This is a genomic window from Streptomyces sp. B5E4 (genome assembly GCF_039871555.1).
In the GTDB taxonomy this organism is placed as follows: domain Bacteria; phylum Actinomycetota; class Actinomycetes; order Streptomycetales; family Streptomycetaceae; genus Streptomyces.
Map to the genome: position 1 here is coordinate 149,908 of NZ_JBDPMI010000011.1, position 17,263 is coordinate 167,170.

15 protein-coding genes and 1 pseudogene are annotated in these 17,263 nt (G+C 74.7%); 8 read left to right on the plus strand and 8 right to left on the minus strand.

What is annotated here, in order from left to right; genetic code table 11:
• Positions 1 to 14: 14 nt before the first annotated feature.
• Both ABGA99_RS17085 and ABGA99_RS17090 read right to left on the minus strand, forming a co-directional pair.
• Positions 15 to 1,802, minus strand: coding sequence for a sulfatase-like hydrolase/transferase (locus tag ABGA99_RS17085; RefSeq protein WP_347578680.1), 1,788 nt, complete (start codon positions 1,800 to 1,802; stop codon positions 15 to 17).
• Between the two features lie 386 nt (positions 1,803 to 2,188).
• A complete protein-coding gene (locus tag ABGA99_RS17090; RefSeq protein WP_347578679.1) occupies positions 2,189 to 2,596 on the minus strand; it encodes a DUF1992 domain-containing protein in 408 nt (135 codons plus the stop codon).
• Positions 2,597 to 2,787: 191 nt separating this feature from the next.
• On the opposite strand from ABGA99_RS17090, the gene ABGA99_RS17095 reads away from it, so the two are divergent.
• On the plus strand, positions 2,788 to 3,885 hold the full coding sequence (locus ABGA99_RS17095; protein WP_347578678.1) for a DUF6777 domain-containing protein: 1,098 nt from the start codon (positions 2,788 to 2,790) through the stop codon (positions 3,883 to 3,885).
• Here the strand turns inward: ABGA99_RS17095 and ABGA99_RS17100 are convergent.
• On the minus strand, positions 3,874 to 5,349 hold the full coding sequence (locus ABGA99_RS17100) for a cytochrome P450 (RefSeq protein ID WP_347578677.1): 1,476 nt from the start codon (positions 5,347 to 5,349) through the stop codon (positions 3,874 to 3,876). The genes ABGA99_RS17095 and ABGA99_RS17100 overlap by 12 nt on opposite strands.
• A 76-nt stretch (positions 5,350 to 5,425) precedes the next feature.
• Here ABGA99_RS17100 and ABGA99_RS17105 point away from each other — a divergent pair, with 76 nt between their 5' ends.
• From ABGA99_RS17105 to rox, 3 genes are all read left to right on the plus strand, one after another.
• On the plus strand, positions 5,426 to 6,064 hold the full coding sequence (locus ABGA99_RS17105; protein WP_347578676.1) for a TetR/AcrR family transcriptional regulator: 639 nt from the start codon (positions 5,426 to 5,428) through the stop codon (positions 6,062 to 6,064).
• 120 nt (positions 6,065 to 6,184) lie between these two features.
• Positions 6,185 to 7,174: a nitroreductase family protein gene (locus ABGA99_RS17110; RefSeq protein ID WP_347578675.1), complete on the plus strand. Its 990-nt coding sequence runs from the start codon at positions 6,185 to 6,187 to the stop codon at positions 7,172 to 7,174.
• A gap of 171 nt (positions 7,175 to 7,345) precedes the next feature.
• Positions 7,346 to 8,773, plus strand: coding sequence for a rifampin monooxygenase (rox, locus tag ABGA99_RS17115; RefSeq protein WP_347578674.1), 1,428 nt, complete (start codon positions 7,346 to 7,348; stop codon positions 8,771 to 8,773).
• Between the two features lie 15 nt (positions 8,774 to 8,788).
• Here rox and ABGA99_RS17120 read toward each other — a convergent pair whose 3' ends face one another.
• The 4 genes and pseudogenes from ABGA99_RS17120 to ABGA99_RS17135 form a co-directional block, all read right to left on the minus strand.
• Positions 8,789 to 9,673, minus strand: a complete 885-nt coding sequence (locus ABGA99_RS17120; RefSeq protein WP_347578673.1) for a helix-turn-helix transcriptional regulator — start codon at positions 9,671 to 9,673, stop codon at positions 8,789 to 8,791.
• A gap of 149 nt (positions 9,674 to 9,822) precedes the next feature.
• The gene (locus tag ABGA99_RS17125) at positions 9,823 to 10,551 is read right to left on the minus strand and encodes a class I SAM-dependent methyltransferase (protein WP_347582935.1); all 729 of its coding nucleotides are present in this window, start codon (positions 10,549 to 10,551) and stop codon (positions 9,823 to 9,825) included.
• A 223-nt stretch (positions 10,552 to 10,774) separates the two neighbouring features.
• Positions 10,775 to 12,060: pseudogene (locus tag ABGA99_RS17130) on the minus strand (MFS transporter).
• Positions 12,057 to 12,704 (minus strand): helix-turn-helix domain-containing protein, encoded by a 648-nt coding sequence (locus tag ABGA99_RS17135; RefSeq protein WP_347578671.1) that lies wholly within the window; start codon positions 12,702 to 12,704, stop codon positions 12,057 to 12,059. The pseudogene ABGA99_RS17130 and the gene ABGA99_RS17135 overlap by 4 nt, the downstream one beginning before the upstream one ends.
• Before the next feature lie 70 nt (positions 12,705 to 12,774).
• Between ABGA99_RS17135 and ABGA99_RS17140 the strand changes: the two genes are divergently transcribed.
• The 4 genes from ABGA99_RS17140 (at position 12,775) to ABGA99_RS17155 (ending at position 16,181) form a co-directional block, all read left to right on the plus strand.
• Positions 12,775 to 13,647, plus strand: a complete 873-nt coding sequence (locus tag ABGA99_RS17140) for a hypothetical protein (RefSeq protein WP_347578670.1) — start codon at positions 12,775 to 12,777, stop codon at positions 13,645 to 13,647.
• Positions 13,648 to 13,790: 143 nt separating this feature from the next.
• A complete protein-coding gene (locus ABGA99_RS17145; RefSeq protein WP_347578669.1) occupies positions 13,791 to 14,360 on the plus strand; it encodes a carboxymuconolactone decarboxylase family protein in 570 nt (189 codons plus the stop codon).
• Positions 14,357 to 15,226 carry an RNA polymerase sigma-70 factor gene (locus tag ABGA99_RS17150; protein WP_347578668.1) on the plus strand — a complete coding sequence of 290 codons (870 nt, stop codon included), beginning with the start codon at positions 14,357 to 14,359 and terminating at the stop codon, positions 15,224 to 15,226. Before ABGA99_RS17145 ends, ABGA99_RS17150 begins: the two co-directional genes overlap by 4 nt.
• Positions 15,227 to 15,365: 139 nt before the next feature.
• Positions 15,366 to 16,181: an SAM-dependent methyltransferase gene (locus ABGA99_RS17155; RefSeq protein WP_347578667.1), complete on the plus strand. Its 816-nt coding sequence runs from the start codon at positions 15,366 to 15,368 to the stop codon at positions 16,179 to 16,181.
• Between the two features lie 154 nt (positions 16,182 to 16,335).
• On the opposite strand, the gene ABGA99_RS17160 is transcribed toward ABGA99_RS17155, so the two are convergent.
• Complete coding sequence (locus tag ABGA99_RS17160) at positions 16,336 to 17,259, minus strand: NADP-dependent oxidoreductase (protein WP_347578666.1); 924 nt, start codon at positions 17,257 to 17,259, stop codon at positions 16,336 to 16,338.
• Positions 17,260 to 17,263: the final 4 nt, after the last annotated feature.

Consider the following 17,263-nt stretch of genomic DNA (forward strand, 5'->3'; position numbering starts at 1 on the left):
ACGGCACGGGCCGCTCAGGTCAGCCAGGGCAGGTCGCCGAAGTAGCCGCCCTTCGCCGGCGGCGTGAGCATCGCCTGGCGCGTCCGGTACGTCAGCGGCGCGCCCGCGCACCGCGCGTCGGCCCGCGCGCGCAGCTCCCAGCGGCCCGCGGGGGCGCCCTTCGGCGGCGTCACCCGCCAGCGGGTGACCACCTCGGCGCCCGGTGCGAGCCGGCCGCGCGGCCGGCGGGTCGCGGCGCGCACCTTCCAGCCCTCGGGGACCTGCAACTGCACCCGCGGCTCGGTCCACAGGGTGTCGGACCCGTTGTGCAGGGTGGCGGTGACCGTCAGCACCCGGCCCGGCTCGGCGTAGGGCGGGGCGCCGATGCGTACGCCGAAGGGCTCGCGGTCGTACGTGTCGTGCCACTCCCGCCGCATCACGTGCACCAGCCGGGCGGCGATGTCCGGCCGCTCCGCGGCCCGGTCGACGGACTCGACGGGATCGTCCGCCAGGTTGTACAGCTCCACCTGCCAGCGGGCGTCCGGCGCGCCGCGGTCCTTGCCGGGCGCGAAGCGCACCGCCTTCCAGTCGCCGGCGCGCACCGCCTCGGAGATCCGGCCGATCCGGTCGTGGTCGGCGGCGCGGGCCAGCGGCGTGGAGGCGCGCTCGTTGCGGTACCAGTACAGGAACTCGTGCCGGGGCGCCGGTCCTGTGCCGGTGAACAGCGGCGCGAGGGACAGCCCGTCGACGTCCCGGGGCGCGGGGGCGCCGCCCAGCTCGGCGAGGGTGGGCAGCAGGTCTATGTGGGGCGTCGGCCGGCTCACGACGCCCCGCCGGATGCGGTACGGGGACCAGGCGATGAGCGGCACCCGGATGCCGCCCTCGTACAGGTTCCGCTTGTAGCCGCGCAGCGCGCGCTCGCGCTGGAAGAGCGCGGGGGTCACGCCGCCCTCCTCGTGCCGGCCGTTGTCGCTGGTGACGATCACCACGGTGTCCTCGGCGATGCGCTGCTCGTACAGCTCCTCGATCACCTGGCCGACCATCCGGTCGAAGTTCGCGACCTGTGCGGCGTGCCCCTTGTCCTCCGGCTTCCAGTCCGTGTCGCTGTACTCGCCGGTGTCCGGCACGGTGCTCGGCGCGTGCGGCACGTTGGGGGAGAGGTAGAGGAAGAACGGCTCCTCGGCGTGGCCGCGGATGAACTCCAGGGCGCGCCGGGAGAGCTGCTCGGGCGCGTACGTGCCGCGCCCGCCGTCCCCGTTGCCCGCGAGCGGGACGCGGCGGCTGTTGTGCCAGAGGTACTGCGGGAAGTAGTAGTGCGCGTGCCGGTGCGTCAGATAGCCGTAGAACTCCTCGAAGCCCCGGTAGTTGGGGTGGCTGTGCTGGTCCGGCTCCTCGGGGCCGAAGCCCCACTTGCCGATGCACGCCGTGCGGTAGCCGCGGGCCCGCAGCAGTTCGGCGACGGTGGTGTCGGCGTCGCCGATGGAGGGCTGGATGCCGCGCATCGGGTTCTCGCGGACCCGGGCCCGGCCGCTGTGCAGGCCCGTCAGCAGCGAGGCGCGCGAGGGCGCGCAGACCGGCGCGGAGGCGTACGCCGCGGTGAACCGCAGGCCGTCCTCCGCGAGGCGGTCCAGGTGCGGGGTACGGATGAGCTCCTGGCCGTACGAGCCCAGCTCGCCGTAGCCGAGGTCGTCGGCGACGATCAGGACGATGTTGGGGCGGTCGCCCCGCGGGCTGCCCGGCGCGGCGGCGAGCGTGGCGGGGCTCAGGGCCGCGGCGCCGGCGCCCGCGGCGGAGGCCGCGAGGAACTGCCGTCGGGTGGTCAACCGGCTCCCCCTCTCGGACGACTGGTGCCGATGAGCAGCGCCGTCCGGAGGCGGTGGAGGCGGGCACGCAGTGTCCCGGGCCGCGCCACCCGCCGGGGATGAGCCGGTCCGGCAACCGGGTCCGCCGTGGCGGAATCCGGGCCGGAAGCGGTGCGACGGCGCCCGTATCCGGGTACGGGCCGGGCGCTCGACTGCCGCGCCGTCTGGTCGGGACGGCGGAATGGCCGCGCAGGGGTGACCTACGGATCAGTTCCCCCCGGACTGCGTCTACCCCGTGCGCTTGCGTACGGCTTGACGTTTCGAGGGGGACCCTACCACCAACGATCGATGCCTCCCCGCGTGTTGGAAGCTCGCGGAGGCTGTGCCTCCGGTCGTTCCGAACCCCGCTACTCGCGTCCCTCGCGTCCCGCACGCCACTCCCGTACCAGCGTGTCGGCGTCCAGCGGGGCGAGCTTCAGCGGCGGGCCGACGGCGGGCGCGCGGTGCGCCGCACGGATCTTCTCGTTGACCTCCGCGACGATCTCGCGCACCTCCTTCTCGCTCCGCGCCCTGGTCACGGCGGCGAGCGCGGCCTCGGCCTCCTTGCGGACGGCGAGGGAGGGCGGCAGCGCGGACAACTGCTCGCGCGCCACCTTCGCCTTGACCCACCACAGCTCGTCGTACGGCCGGTCGAGATCCGCGAGCGGCTTGCCCCTGCCCGGGAGGTCGTCGAACTCGCCGCGCTCGGCCGCCTCGCGGATCTGCCGGTCGATCCAGGACTCGAAGCTCACCCCCGGCGGCTTGCGTTCGGTCATGTGCGGTGCTCCCCTCCGCTCGCGGCGGTCGCGGATCGGCCGTTCTCCCACCTCAACGGTAACGGCGGCGCCCGGCCTGCGACGCGCGGGCGGCGTCGCGCCGATGGCGGCTCTCAGCTTGCGCACACCTTGGTAACAATTCAGACAATGGCCTCGGAAGGTGTCCATCCGGCCCCGATAGGGAGACCCTCGTGCCCCGTCTGCGTTCCGCGCGCCGTGCACCGCTGCCGTCGCGCCGTGTCCCGCGCCCCGCGCGCCCCACGCCGCGGCTGCCGCGCACCGCGCACCTCGCCGGCGCCGCGGCCGTCGTCCTCGCCCTGTCGGTCGCCGCCGCGTCGTGCGCCGCGCCCGGGCAGGGCGGCAGCGCGGCCGCGGCCGACCCGGCGGCGGAACTGGTGCTGCAGCCCGTCGCCGACCGCGGGCACGACCCCTTCACCCCGAGCACCGCGACGCCCGACGGCGCCGACCCGTCGCCCTCGCCCACCGCCGCGCCGCCGGACAGCCCGCCGCCGGCGGAGCCGAGCAGGCACCAGTCGGTGTCGGGCGGGAAGGACGGGCTGTACGGCGGCGTACGGAACGTCGCGAGCTGCGACGTCGACAGGCTGATCGCCTTCCTCGGCCGGGACGCCGACAAGCAGGGGGCGTTCGCGCGCACCCTGCGGGTCGACGAGGGGGACCTGCCGGGCTTCCTGCGCGAGCTCACCTCCGTGCTGCTGCGCGCCGACACCCGGCTGACCGGCCACGGCTTCACCGGCGGCGAGGCGAGCGCCTTCCAGTCGGTGATGCAGGCCGGTACCGCCGTGATGGTCGACGACACGGGCGTACCGCGGGTGCGGTGCGCGAGCGGCAGCCCGCTGACGGCGCCGGAGAAGCTGAGCGGCAACGACCGCTACGGCGGCACGGGCTGGCGTGGCTACCGGCCGTCGCGGACCGTCGTGGTGACGCCGGCGGGGCGGGCGCTGTCCCGGCTGGTCATCGTGGACGTCACGACCGGCCTGTGGTTCGAGCGGCCCGTCGGCGGCCGGCCCGGCGAGGACCGGAAGCTGCCGCAGCCGCCGCGCGACCACTTCAACCCGCCGTCGCCCGGGCCGAGCGGCCGCTCCGAGAGCCCCAGCACCGAGCCCACGGGCAGCCCCGGGCCGACCACCCAGGGCCCGTCCGAGGGGCCCGGCACCGAGTCCGGGCAGCCGAGCACCGCCCCGCCGCTGCCGGGCGGCGTCGAGGAGGACGAGGACCACGAGCGCGTCTCCGCGGGCGAGTCGGCGGGGGCGGGCGAGTCAGCCCGGTGATCCCGCCGGCTCCGCCGCGGGCCCCGGCGCCGTCCGGGGCGCGGCGGGCCGGCGGCGCACCGGCGCCAGCGTGAACCCGCGCGGCATCAGCGTCAGCCGCTCGGCTATGTCCAGCTTGTAGCCGGGGTCGCCGCGCAGCTCGTACCTGCGCAGCAGCAGCCCCAGCACGAGTGTCGCCTCGTGCAGCGCGAACTGCCGCCCGATACACGCCCGTTCGCCCGTGCCGAAGGGCTTGAAGACATGCCCGGGACGGGCCCGTACCCGCTCCGGCAGGAAGCGGTCCGGGTCGAAGCGGTCGGCGCCCGGGCCCCACACCGCCGGGTCGCGGTGCAGGGCGGGGATCAGCACCAGCGCCCACGCGCCCGCCCGCATCGGGTGGACGCCGCCCAGCATCGTGTCCGTACGCGCGGCCCGGGTGAACGCGGGTGCCGTGGGCCACATCCGCAGCGACTCGTCCAGCACCCGGCGCACGTAACGCAGCTTGCTCACCTGCCGGTACGACGGCTCCCCGGCCGGCCCCCACACCCGGTCCACCTCGGCGCGGGCGCGGGCCCGCACCTCCGGGTGCCGGGAGAGGTAGTACAGCGCGAAGGAGAGCGCGCCCGAGGTCGTCTCGTGCCCGGCGACCAGGAACGTGAGTATCTGGTACCGGATGTTCTCCGGCGACAGCCGCTCCCCGGTGCGCGGATGGCGGGTGTTGAGCATCAGCCCGAGGAGGTCCTGCGTGCCCGGGTCCGGGCGGGCGGTGCGCTCCCGTACGACCTCGTCGACGACGGAGGTGAGGTACGCGGTGTCGGCGCTGCCGCGGCGGCCGGGCCCGCGGCTCTTCACCGGGCTGAGCGGCCGGGGCACGTTGCTGCCCTGCGCGTGGCGCAGGGAGCGGACCATGGCGGCGACGAAGGGGTGCTGCTCGGTGCGCTCGAAGGAGCCGAAGTCGTAGCCGAAGCCGGTGTGGGCGATGGTCTCCAGGGTCAGCTTGGTCATGTCGCCGGACACGTCGGCCGCGGTGCCCGCGGCGGCGTGCGCGTCCCAGGCGGCGGTCAGCCTGGAGGCCATCGCGAGCATCACCGGGTGGTAGCGCTCCATCGCCTCGCGGGTGAAGGCGGGCGCGAGGATGTCGTGGCCGAGCTGCCAGTTCGGCTCGTGGCTGTGCGCCGTGAACAGGCCGTCGCCGCCGACCTCGCGCAGGTTGTGGACGGCGAGCACGACGCGCTTGGTGAACCGCGACTCGTCCGCCAGCTCGGCGACCAGGTCGGCGCCGGAGACCACCACGATCTCCAGCCCGAAGATCTTGCGCCGGAAGATCGGCCCCAGCGCCCGGGCCATCCGCAGCGAGTCCTGTATCGGCCTGGCGGGATCGATGCCGAAGACGTCGCCCACCACCGGCAGCCGGCGCGGCGGATGGGGGATGCGGCTCAGCTCCGGCCAGGGTCCGGGACGGGTGCGTAAGAACGGCTTCGCCATCGTGCCCTCCCTTATTGAACTCGATTCAGTAAGCAGCGTGCGGCACCGCTGAACCGGTGTCAAGTAAGGTGGCGCGATGGCTCGTTCCGGTGCTCGGGGTACGCAGACGGGGCGCCCGCGCACCCGCATGGGCACCGAGGAGCGGCGCCGGCAGTTGCTGCGGATCGGCGCAGAACTCTTCGCCGAGCGGCCCTTCGACGACGTGTGGATCGAGGAGGTCGCCGAGCGCGCCGGTGTCTCGCGCGGGCTGCTCTACCACTACTTCCCGGCCAAGCGGCAGTTCTACGCGGCCGTCATCCGGCACGAGGGCGAGCGCCTGCTGCGCATGACCGAGCCCGACCCGGACACGCCCGTCGGCCGGCAGGTGCAGCAGGGGCTGGAGGCGTACCTGCGCTACGCCGAGGAGCACGCCCGCGGCCTGCGCGCCTTCCACCGCGCCTCGGCCACCGGGGACCGGGAGATCCACGAGATCCACGAGCAGCTCCTCGCCGAGCAGGAGCGCCGGATCGTCACGGTGCTCGACGCCCAGGCCGCCGCCGGGCTGATCGACGGGCCCGCGCCCGCGGCGCTGCGGCTGGCGGTGCACGGCTGGCTGGCCTTCGTCACGGCGGCCGTCCTGGACTGGCTGGAGCGGGGGGAACCGTCGCGGGCGGAGGTGCGGGAGGTGTGCACCCGGGCACTGCTCGGTGCGCTGGCGGGGGCGCGGGGGGACTGAGGCGAGGAGCGGCCCGGCGCGGCTGCCCCCGCGGCCTTCCGGCCGCCCGCCGGGGCGGTCCCCGCGGGCCCCCCGCCGCTCGACTCGTGAGGTGCGGGCCGCGGCCCTACGCTGGTGAGCATGGCCGCGCGAGCACTGGACGCCACCGGGGCCGCGGAACTGGTACACGCCGCGACCGCCGCGCCCTCCATGCACAACGCGCAGCCGTGGCACTTCCGCTGCCACCTCGGCCACCGGATCGTCGAGATACGCGCCGACATGGAGCGCGCCATGCCCGCGGCCGACCCGGAGCGGCGCTCGCTCCACGTCGGCTGCGGCGCCGCGCTGTGCAACCTGCGGGCCCAGGCGGCAGCCGCGGGCTGGCGGACCAGGACCGACCTGCTCCCCGCCGCGCACGAACCGCTGCTGCTCGCCTCCGTCCGGCTCTCCGGCGCGGAGCCCGGCGAGGAGACCGACGGGGAGCTCGCCGGGCTGGCGGAGCAGATCCCGCGCCGGCACTCCAGCCGCTGGCCGTTCGCCGAGAGGCCCGTACCCCCCGCCGCTCTGGCGGACCTCGTCGAGGCGGCGCGGACCGAGGGCGCGAAGCTGGTGTTCCCCGACGCCTGGCACGCGGCGTCCCTGCTGGAGCTGGTGCAGGACGCCGAGGTGCGCGACGCCGAGACGCCCGACCGCGCCGAGGAACTGGCCCGCTGGACGCACCCGTGGCCGGACACCTCCGACGAGGGCGTCCCCGGCTACGCCTATGGCCCCCGGCGCCGCGGCGGCGGCGCCCCGACGCGCGACTTCGGCGGCCGCGCCGAGCCGCCCGGCCGGACTAGCGCGTCCTTCGAGTCCGCGCCGAACCTCGCCCTGCTCGGCACCGCGCACGACAGCCCGGCCGACTGGCTGCGCGCGGGCCAGGCGCTGGAGCGCGTCCTGCTGACCGCCACCCGCGCCGGGCTCGTGGCCTCGCTGACGAGCGAGGCGCTGGAGTGGTCCGACCTGCGCGAGCTGGCCCGCGACCCGCTCACCGACGTCGGCCAGGTCCAGATGGTGCTGCGCATCGGCTACGGGCCCCGCGGCCCGACGACGCCGCGCCGGCCGCTGTCGGAGGTCATGGAGATCGTCTGACCGCCGGCGGGGCGCCGGCACGTACACGAAGGGGCCGGAAACGACGAACGGCAAGGAGCACCGCGCTCCTTGCCACTCTCAACGTATAGCGCACCCCGGGGCTTGCGGCAAGGCCCCGGGACTGTTGCAGAATCTCCCGCCGAAGCCAGGACCTGCGGAAACGGGAGACTCATGAGCGACGTGATCATCGCCGGCGGCGGCCCGACCGGGCTGATGCTGGCGGCCGAACTCCGGCTGCACGGCATGCGCGTGGTCGTGCTGGAGAAGGAGCGAGAGCCGACGAAGGTCGTGCGGGCGCTCGGACTGCACGCACGCAGCATCGAGGTGATGGACCAGCGCGGGCTGCTGGAGAAGTTCCTGGCGCCGGGCACGCGGTATCCGGTCGGCGGCTTCTTCGCCGGCATCGCCAAGCCGGCGCCGGAGCACCTGGACAGCGCGCACGCGTACGTCCTCGGGCTCCTGCAGACCACCACCGACCGGCTGCTGGAGGAGCACGCCGCCGAGGCCGGCGCCGAGATCCGCCGCGGCCGCGAGGTGGTCGGGCTGAGCCAGGACGAGGACGGCGTGACCGTGGAGGTGGCCGGATCCGGCCCGGTGCGCGCCCGTTACCTCGTCGGTTGCGACGGCGGCCGCAGTACGGTGCGCAAGCTGCTCGGCGTCGGCTTCCCCGGCGAGCCCAGCCGGGTCGACACGCTGCTCGGTGAGATGGAGCTGACCGCGTCGCCGGAGACGGTGACCGCCGTGATGGCCGAAGTCCGCAGGACCCAGCTCCGGTTCGGCGTCATGCCGCTGACGGACGGTGCGTACCGGGTCGGCGTGCCGGCCGCGGGGGTGGCCGAGGACCGCTCGGTGCCGCCCGCCTTCGACGAGTTCACGGCGCGGCTGCGGGCCGTCGCCGGCACCGACTTCGGCGTGCACTCCCCGCGCTGGCTCTCCCGCTTCGGCGACGCCACCAGGCTCGCCGAGCAGTACCGGGTGGGCCGCGTGCTGCTGGCCGGTGACGCGGCCCACGTCCACCCGCCGGCGGGCGGGCAGGGGCTCAACCTCGGCGTCCAGGACGCCTTCAACCTCGGCTGGAAGCTCGCCGCGGCGCTCGCCGGCTGGGCCCCGGAAGGGCTGCTGGACAGCTATCACGCCGAGCGTCACCCGGTGGCCGCCGGCGTACTGGACTTCACCCGTGCGCAGATGGAGCTGATGTCCACCGAGCCGGGGCCGCGGGCAGTGCGCCGGCTGATGGCGGATCTCATGGACTTCGAGGAGGTCCACCGGTATCTGATCGAGAGGGTCATGGCGATCGGCATCCGCTACGACTTCGGCCCGGGCCACGAACTGCTCGGGCGCCGGCTGCGGGACATGGCGCTGAGCAAGGGCCGGCTGTACGAGCTGACGCGCGCCGGCCGCGGGCTCCTGCTCGACCGGACCGGCCGTCTCTCCGCCGCAGGATGGGCGGGCCGTGTGGACCACGTCGTCGACGCCGCTGCGGAACTGGACGCTCCCGCCGTGCTGCTCCGCCCGGACGGACACGTCGCCTGGGTGGGGGAGGACCAGGCCGATCTCCTCGACCACCTGCCGAGATGGTTCGGCGCGCCCGCCGCCTGACCCCCGCGGCCGGCGTCAGTACTCGGCGAGCAACCGCTCCAGCATCTCCTGGCTCGACTCCTGCTTCTCCGCCGCCGCGCACAGGCCGTCCATGGTCAGCAGGTAGCGCTCGACGTCGTTGCGCTTGTCGAGGTAGAGGGCGCTGGTCAGTTGCTCGATGTACGCCACGTCCGGCAGGTCCGGCTCCGCGAAGCGCAGGATCGTCAGCGGGCTGACCACGGCGGCGAAGCGGCCGGTGGCCAGCCGGGCGACCTGGACCGTGATGTTCGACAGCTCCAGGATCCCCAGCAGGTGCTTGATCTGCGCGCGCATCACCGCGCGCCCGCCGAGCGGGCGCCGCAGCGCCGCCTCGTCCAGGACCACCCAGTAGCGCGCCGGCCGGTCCGTGTGGCCCAGGATCTGCTGCCTGCGCAGCCGCAGGTCGACATGGCGCTCTATGGCCGCCTCGTCCGCGCTCGGGTACGCGATCTGCGCGAACGCCCGTGCGTAGTCGGCGGTTTGCAGCAGGCCGGGGATGCGCTGGGCCTGGTAGGAGCGGATCAGCGAGGCGGCCTCTTCGAGGCCGAGGAACGTCTCCATCCAGGTGGGCGTTACATCGCTGTACTGATGCCACCAGCCGGTGGTGTTGGCGCCGCGGGCCAGCGCGAGGTAGTGCTCGCGCTCGGCCTCGTCCTCCACCCCGTACAGCGTGAGCAGGGCGGCGATGTCGTGTTCCTTGCAGCCGCCCCGGCCCAGCTCCAGCCGGCTCAGCTTGGGCTGTGAGGCGCCGATGGTGCGCGCGGCGGCCTGGAAGGTGATGCCGCGCTGCTCGCGCAGCCGCCGTAGGTTGTTGCCGAGGATGATGCGGCGGACGGTGGGGCCGCCTCGGGACGGGGCCGGCAGAGAGTTCGTCTCCGACATGCTTGGCGCGTGCATCGGGCTCCCAAGGATGATCAGGTCGCGCCCTTCAGTCTCGCATCGAAGGAGTCAACGTGTACAGGGAAAGCGATTGTTAAAGTTGAATATGCCTCTGGTACGCGGCTGTTACGCTCCTCGGCCGCCCGGACCGGTCAGGGGCGCCGCGCGAACACCGCGCGGGCGCGCGGACTGCCGTCCGGCCGCCGCCCCAGCTCCTCCAGCGCGGCCGTCGCCACGGTGAACCCGGTCCGCTCCAGGTCCGCCAGCACGTCGGGCAGGCGGAACGTGCGGTAGTACATGACGAACCGCGGGCGCCACAGCGCATTGCGGACCCGCATCACGGCGTCGAACCCCCACAGCGCCCAGTACCCCCGGGACCCGACCGTCTGCGGCGCGGGGACGGGAAAGGCGAAGTACCCGCCGGGGCGCAGCGATCGGAAGACCTGCGCGAAGAGCGCCGGGCGCTCCCGGGGCAGGAAATGGCCGAACGCTCCGAAGCTCACCGCGAGGTCGAAGGCGGGTGCGAAGGGCAGCGCCAGGGTGTCCGCCCGTACCCAGCGCATCGAGGGCGGGGCCGCGGCGTCCGCGTACGCGCCGCGCGCCTCGGCCAGCATCCCGGCGCTGAAGTCGACGCCGACGACCCGCTCGGCACACACCCGCCGCAGCATCCCGGCGCCCGCGCCGGTGCCGGTGCACACGTCGAGGCCGTGCGCGAACGGCCCCAGCGGCTCGACGGCGGCGGCGAACGCGTCCAGCACGCGGTCGGGGGTGCGGAACGGGGAGCTGTCGAACTTCGCCGCCAGCAGGTCGTAGCCGCGTTCCGTGGAGGACATCGCCTGCACGGTCAGCTCGAGAAGGGTCGGGCCCTCGGGACTGAACATCGTCGATCAGCGTAGTGGCGCCGGGCGCCCGCGGGCGCCGCCTCTCCGTTGGTGGCACGTACCTCGCCGCGCGGCCGGGACATCGCGGCGGCCGTCTCGCGCAGGAAATCCGCGGCGAGCCCGACGTTGAACCGCGCCCACGGCACCGTCGCCCCCACCTCGCGCGCCACCAGCGCCACCGCCTCGTCGGCGCGCGACTCCAGCAGATCCGCCGCGCCGACTGCTACGCCGCCACCGGCCCCGGCTGCCCGTCCTCCCCGGCCCGTCCGGCGCCCCCCGCGCCGGGCAGCCGCCGCGTGCGCGGCACGGGCGAGGGCAGCAGCCACAGCACCGCCAGCGCCGCCCCGACCGTCGCCACCCACAGCGTCGGCCGCAGCCCGAGCGCGCTGCCCAGCGCCCCGCCCGCGAGCGCGCCGAGCGGGCGGATGCCGAAGTTGACGGTCTGGATGGCGCCGAGGACGCGGGAGCGCAGCTCGTCGGGGATGGCGGCGGCGAAGTAGGCGTTGGCCGAGATGTCGAGGATCATCACGCCGAACGCGGAGGCGAACTCCGCGGCCAGCAGCATCGCGGCGACCACCGGCGTCGGCCCGTCCGCCAGCGGTATCAGCGTGAGCGGCACGCTGAAGCCGGCGAACCCCGCGGTCATCGCGGGACCCACCCCGTACCGCGCCACGACCCGGGTGGCGAGGACCGCGCCGACCAGGCCGCCGACGCCGCCGGCTGCGAGCACGAGGCCGAGGAGCCCGGGGCCGAGGCCCAGCTCCCCGGTCGCGTAGAGCACGAACAGCGCCTGGAAGATGAAGTTGAAGAAGTTGAGCGTCGCCGTGGCGGCGGCGCAGGCGCGTACCGCGGGCGTCCGCAGGATCCACCGGACACCGGCGGTGCCCGGCTCTTCTCCCGTGCGGCGGGCGGGGGTTCGGAGGGGGAGATACGGCCGAGGAAGAGCGCCGAGACGAGGTAGCTGAGCGCGTCGAGCAGCAGCGCGAACGGCGCCGTGGCCACCTGTACGAGACCGCCGCCGACCCCGGGTCCGGCCGTGAACGCCAGCGCCCGGCTGCCGTTGAGCAGCGAACTGCCCTGGACGTAGCGCTCGACGGGCAGCAGGGCGACGTACACGGTGCCGGCGCAGACGTTGAACAGCGCGCCGAGGGTGCCGACGGCGAAGGCGGCCGCGTACAGGTGGGTGAGCGTCAGCGCGTCGAGCGCGTACGCGACGGGGACGGAGGCGACGGCCGCCATCCGGCCGAGGTCGGCGGCGATCATCACCCGGCGGCGGCTGCGCCGCCGGTCGGCCCAGGCGCCGGCGGGGAGGGAGAAGAGCAGTGCGGGCAGCAGGGCGGCGGCGGTGAGGAGGCCCATGTCGGCGGCGCCGGCGCCGAGGAGCAGCACGGCGGCGAGGGGGAGGGCGATGCGGTGGACCTCGTCGCCGAGGAGGGAGACGCTCTGGGCGGCCCAGTAACGGCGGAAGGGGCGGTCGCGGAGCAGCTCGGGGAGGGCGGGGTGTCTCACGACGGGCGCTGCGGGGGGCCGGCGGGGTCCTCCGCGGTGGCCGGGGGCGGTGCGTTCGCCGCATCCGCCGTATCCGTCCCGTCCGGCGGGTCGACGAAGGCCAGGCGCAGCATGCTGACCAGCCGGGCCCCTTCCGGGCGCCGCGCCGGGTCCTCGAAGCGGTCGTCGTAGCGGGACAGCAGCCGGGTCATCTCCTCCATGAGTCCGGTCAGCTCCTCGGGCGTGAGGTACAGGCTCCGGTCCCCGGAGTACTCCGCCTCCTGCCAGGCGCGCGGCAGCCGGTGGCGGACGGCGAGCGCGGCGCCGAGCTTGCGCACGTACGCGTCCACCTGGGCCATCGTCAGGTCCCCGACGGCCTCGGTCGCCGCCGGATCGTCGTACGCGGCCTCCCAGTGCGTCGTACGCGCCGTGGCCCGCCACGGCTTCTCCCGCCCCCGTCCGCCGCCGCTCTGCTCGACGAGCCCGTACTTGGCGAGCATCCGCAGGTGGTACGAGCACCCGGCGACGGACTCCCCGGTCAGCTCCGCGGCCCGGGTGGCGGTGAGCGGCCCGTGCCGGCGGAGCAGGCCGACCAGCTCCATCCGGGTGGGGTGGGCGTAGGCGCGCAGGGCGCGGGCGTCGGTGAGGTCGATGCGGTCGGGCATGCATCTAAAGGTACCTTTAGAAAGGTTTCTTTAGAAGCCTCGTGAGCCGACCGGCAGGAGAATGGGTCGGATGGACCTGGAGAGCGTCGCGGACGAGCTGTACGGGCTGCCGCCGGGCGAGTTCGTCGCCGCCCGCGGCCGGCACGTCGCGGCGGCGCGTACGGCCAAGGAGCCGGCGCTCGCCAAGCAGATCGCCGCACTGCGCAAGCCGACGCTCGGCGCCTGGGCGGGCAACCTGCTGGTCCGCTCCGCGCCCGACCAGGTCGACGCGCTGCAGCGGCTCGGGGAGGGCCTGCGAGCGGCGCAGGACCGGCTCGCGGGAGACCGGTTGCGTGAGCTGACCCGGCAGCGCAACGCGCTGGTCGCCGAACTCGCCCGCGAGGCCCGCCGGCTCGCCGCCGAGGCCGGCCAGCCGGTCGGCGACGCCGTCCAGCACGAGGTCGAGACGACCCTCCACGCCGTCCTCGCCGACCCGGACGCGGCCCGCGAGTGGGCCGCCGGCCACCTCGCCAAACCCCTGACCACCCGCCCGGGCTTCCCGGGCACGGGAGCCACCGCCGGTGCGCCCGCACCCCGCCCGGCCCGCAAGCGCCACCTCAAGCTCGTGGAGGACCCCGCGAAGGCCCGCACCGAAGAACTGACCCGGGCCCGTAAGGAAGCGAAGGCCGCCGAGCGGGAGGCCCGCGATCAGGACAAGGCCCTGCACCGCGACGAATCCCAGCGGAGCAAAGCGGAATCCCGCCTCGACGAGGCCACGGCCCGCGTCGCCGAGCTGACCGAGCAACTACGGTCCGCCGAGAAGGCCGAATCCCAGGCCCGCGAAGCCCTCACCCAAGCCCGCCGCACCCTGACCGCCACCACCCGCGCCACCCGCGAATCCCGCAGGGCGGCCGACAGGGCGGCGGCGAAGCTGGCGGACCTGGAATCCGAATCGGACACGTGAGGCATCCCTTCCGGGACGCACGGACCCGGCCCGGACACTCCATAGGCGTAGCCCACTCTTCGAAGCGCCTGCCCCACTGGTGTCACGCCCGGGGCGCGGGCGGTGTCTGGATGGGGACCGGATCGTGTGAGCAAGGAGAGATCGTGGCGGTGCGTGTTCCCAGGGCGGAGCTTCCCGGCGAGATGCGGGAGGCCATGGTGAAGCAGTTCGGCGAGTTGCCCGAGCCGGTGGAGGTGCTGTTCAACCACCCCGACGTGGCCGTCGACAATCTGGAGTTCGCGGCGAAGGCGGCCTCGTGGCGCGCCGTCGACGCGAGTCTGAAGTCGTTCGCCCACATGGCGGTCGCCGCGCTCGTCGGGTGCAGTTGGTGCCTCGACGTCGGCTACTTCCAGGCGCAGAACGAGGACCTGGACCCGGCCAGGGCCAGCCAGGTGCCGCGGTGGCGGGACTCGGACGTGTTCTCGCCGCTGGAGCGCGAGGTGATGGCGTACGCGGAGGCGATGTCCGTCACGCCGACGGCCGTCACCGACGAACAGTCGGCGAGCCTGCTGGCGCAGCTCGGCCCCGCGGGGCTCGTGGAGCTGACCGCGTTCGTCGGGTTCGTCAATCTGTCGACACGGGCCAACACCGCCCACGGCGTCACGTCGCAGGGCTTCTCCGAGGCGTGCGGGATCCCGCTGGCCGGCCGCACGGAAGCCGTCGGCCGGGCATGACGACGGCGCCCGACGACCCGTTCGTCACCCACCGCAGCCTGCTGTTCACCGTCGCCTACGAGATCCTCGGCTCCGCGGCGGACGCGGAGGACGTCCTGCAGGAGTCCTGGCTGCGGTGGGCCGCCGCCGACCGGTCGGAGGTACGGGACCCGCGGGCGTACCTCGTACGGACCGTCACCCGGCAGGCGCTCAACCGCCTGCGGACGCTGGCGCGGCGGCGCGAGGACTACGTCGGCGAGTGGCTGCCGGAGCCGTTGCTGACCACCCACGACGTCGCCGACGACATCGTGCTCGCGGAGAGCGTGTCGATGGCGATGCTCACCGTGCTGGAGACCCTCGGGCCCACCGAGCGGGCGGTGTTCGTGCTCCGCGAGGTCTTCGACATGCCGTACGGCGAGATCGCCGAGGCCGTCGGCAAGCCGGCGGCCACCGTGCGGCAGATCGCCCGGCGGGCCCGCGGCCACGTGGCGGCCCGCCGGCCGCGGGTGCGGGTCAGCCCGACCGAGCAGCAGGCGGTGGTGGAACGGTTCCTGGCCGCGCTGCACACCGGCGAGCTGCAGGAGTTGCTGGAGGTCATGGCGCCCGACGTGGTCCTGGTCGCCGACGGCGGCGGGATCGTGGCCGCCGCGCTGAACCCGGTCCGGGGGGCCCGCCGGGTGGCGACGCTGCTCGCGACCGCGAACCGGGTGGCGCTGGCGACGGCCGCCGTCTGGCTCAACGGCGCCCCCGCGGGCCGGGTCGAGTTCGACGGCGAGCCGGCGGCGGTGAGCCTGGAGCTGGCCGACGGGAAGATCACCCGGATCTATGTCGTTCGCAACCCGCACAAGCTCACCGGCATCGACCACCCCGCCCGCCTCACCCGGTGACGCCCGGACACCGCGCGGTGCGGCGGACGGCCGGATCCGCTTCGCATCCGGCGTCCTGGACCGAGCGCCGGACGGGGACCGGCTCCCACGGCACACTGGTGCGGGTCCACCCCGCATGCGAACACGAGGAGCGCCGATCATGGCCGAGCAGCACTTACCCGACGGAACCAGGTCACTGGACCAGCAGCGGCCGCACTCGGCGCGCGTCTGGGACTACTGGCTGGGCGGCAAGAGCAATTACGAGGTCGACCGTGCAGTCGGCGACCAGATGGCGGAGGTCGTGTCCGACGTCGTGGAGGCCGCGCGAGCCGACCGCGGCTTCCTGATGCGGTCGGTGCGCCACTTCGCCGCCGAGGCCGGGATCCGCCAGTTCCTCGACCTCGGTGCCGGACTGCCCACCAACCACAACACCCACGAGGTCGCGCAGGACCTGGCGCCCGAGTCGCGCGTCGTCTACGTCGACAACGACCCACTCGTGCTGCGGTACGCCGAGGCGCTGCTCACCAGCGGCCCCCAGGGCGCCACCAACTACGTCGACGCCGATGTGCGCGACGTGGCGGCGATCCTCGAACAGGCGGCGAAGACGCTGGACTTCAGCCGGCCCGTCGCCGTGATGATGCTGGGGATCGTGCAGTTCATCGTCGACGACGCCGAGGCGCGCGAGGTCGTGAGCCGGTTCGTCGCGGCCGTGCCGTCGGGCAGCTACCTGGCCCTCGCCCACCCCGTCAGGGGCGTGAGCAGCGAGGTGGACGGCGTCCTGCAGATGTGGAACGAAGCGAGCGTGGACCCGCAGACGCTCCGCGCCCCCGACGACGTCGCGGGCTACTTCGACGGCCTGGAGATCCTCGAACCGGGCGTCGTGCCCTGCGCCCAGTGGCGCCCCGACGACGCGGCCGTCGGCCGGAACCGCACGGTGGCCCCCTGGCGGGTCTGCGCCGTGGGCCGAAAGCCCTGACGCCGCACCGGGGCGGCGCCGCCGCGACGGCCGGCGGGCCGCCCGCATCCGCGGCGGCATCGCCGTCCGAGGTCCACGCTGCCCCCGCCGCAATCGCCTCGGCCGTACGGCTGTCGGGGCGGCCGCCGTGCGGATCCGCAGGTGACGGGGACCTTCAGTCGTCCTCGGCGACCCGGATGATCGTCTTCCCGGGCGTACGCCGACCGGGGGCGAACGCCTCCGGCGCCTCGGCGAGCGGCCGTACGCTCCCGACCAGGGGCTTGAGCCGGCCGTCCCGCAGCATCCGCGCCAGCTCCGCGAGGCGGGGCCGGTCGGGTTCGACGACGAAGAAGACCGCCCGTCCGTCGCCGGGCCGGACCGTGACCGGCTCGGCGATGGTCACCAGGGTGCCGCCGGGGCGGACGAGCGCGGCGGAGCGTTCGAGGATCCCGCCGCCGAGGACGTCGAAGACCACGTCGAACTCGCCCGCGTCCTCCAGCCGCTCGGACTCCAGGTCGACGAACGCGGCGGCGCCCAGGTCCAGGGCGGTGGCCCGGCCGCCGGCGCGGCCGGTGCCGATCACCCGGGCGCCGGCCTCGCGGGCGAGCTGCACGGCGATGGATCCGACGCCGCCGGCCGCGCCGTGGATGAGCACGGTCTGCCCGGTGGTGAGGCGGCCGTGGTCGAACAGCCCCTGCCAGGCGGTGAGTCCGGAGATCGGCAGCGCCGCCGCGGTGACGTGGTCGACGTCGGCCGGCAGTGGTGCGAGGTTGCGGGCCTCGACGGCGGTGTACTGCGCGAGCGTCCCGTCGCGGGTCCAGTCCGCGAGCCCGTAGACCCGCTGCCCGACGGTGAGTCCGGTGGTGCCGTAGCCGAGCTCGGTGACCACGCCGGACAGCTCGTGCCCCGGCACGCTCGGCGTCCGGTCCCGCCCGGCGCGATCGGTCCACGTGCCCGGCCAGGCCAGCTCGCCCGGGGTGAACCCGGCCGCGTACACCTTCACGATGACGTCGTTCTCGGCGGCGTGCGGGTGGGGCAGGTCGGTCGGGGACATCCCTGCCGGGCCGGCGTCACGGTCGCGAACGGTGAGGGCTTCCACGGGA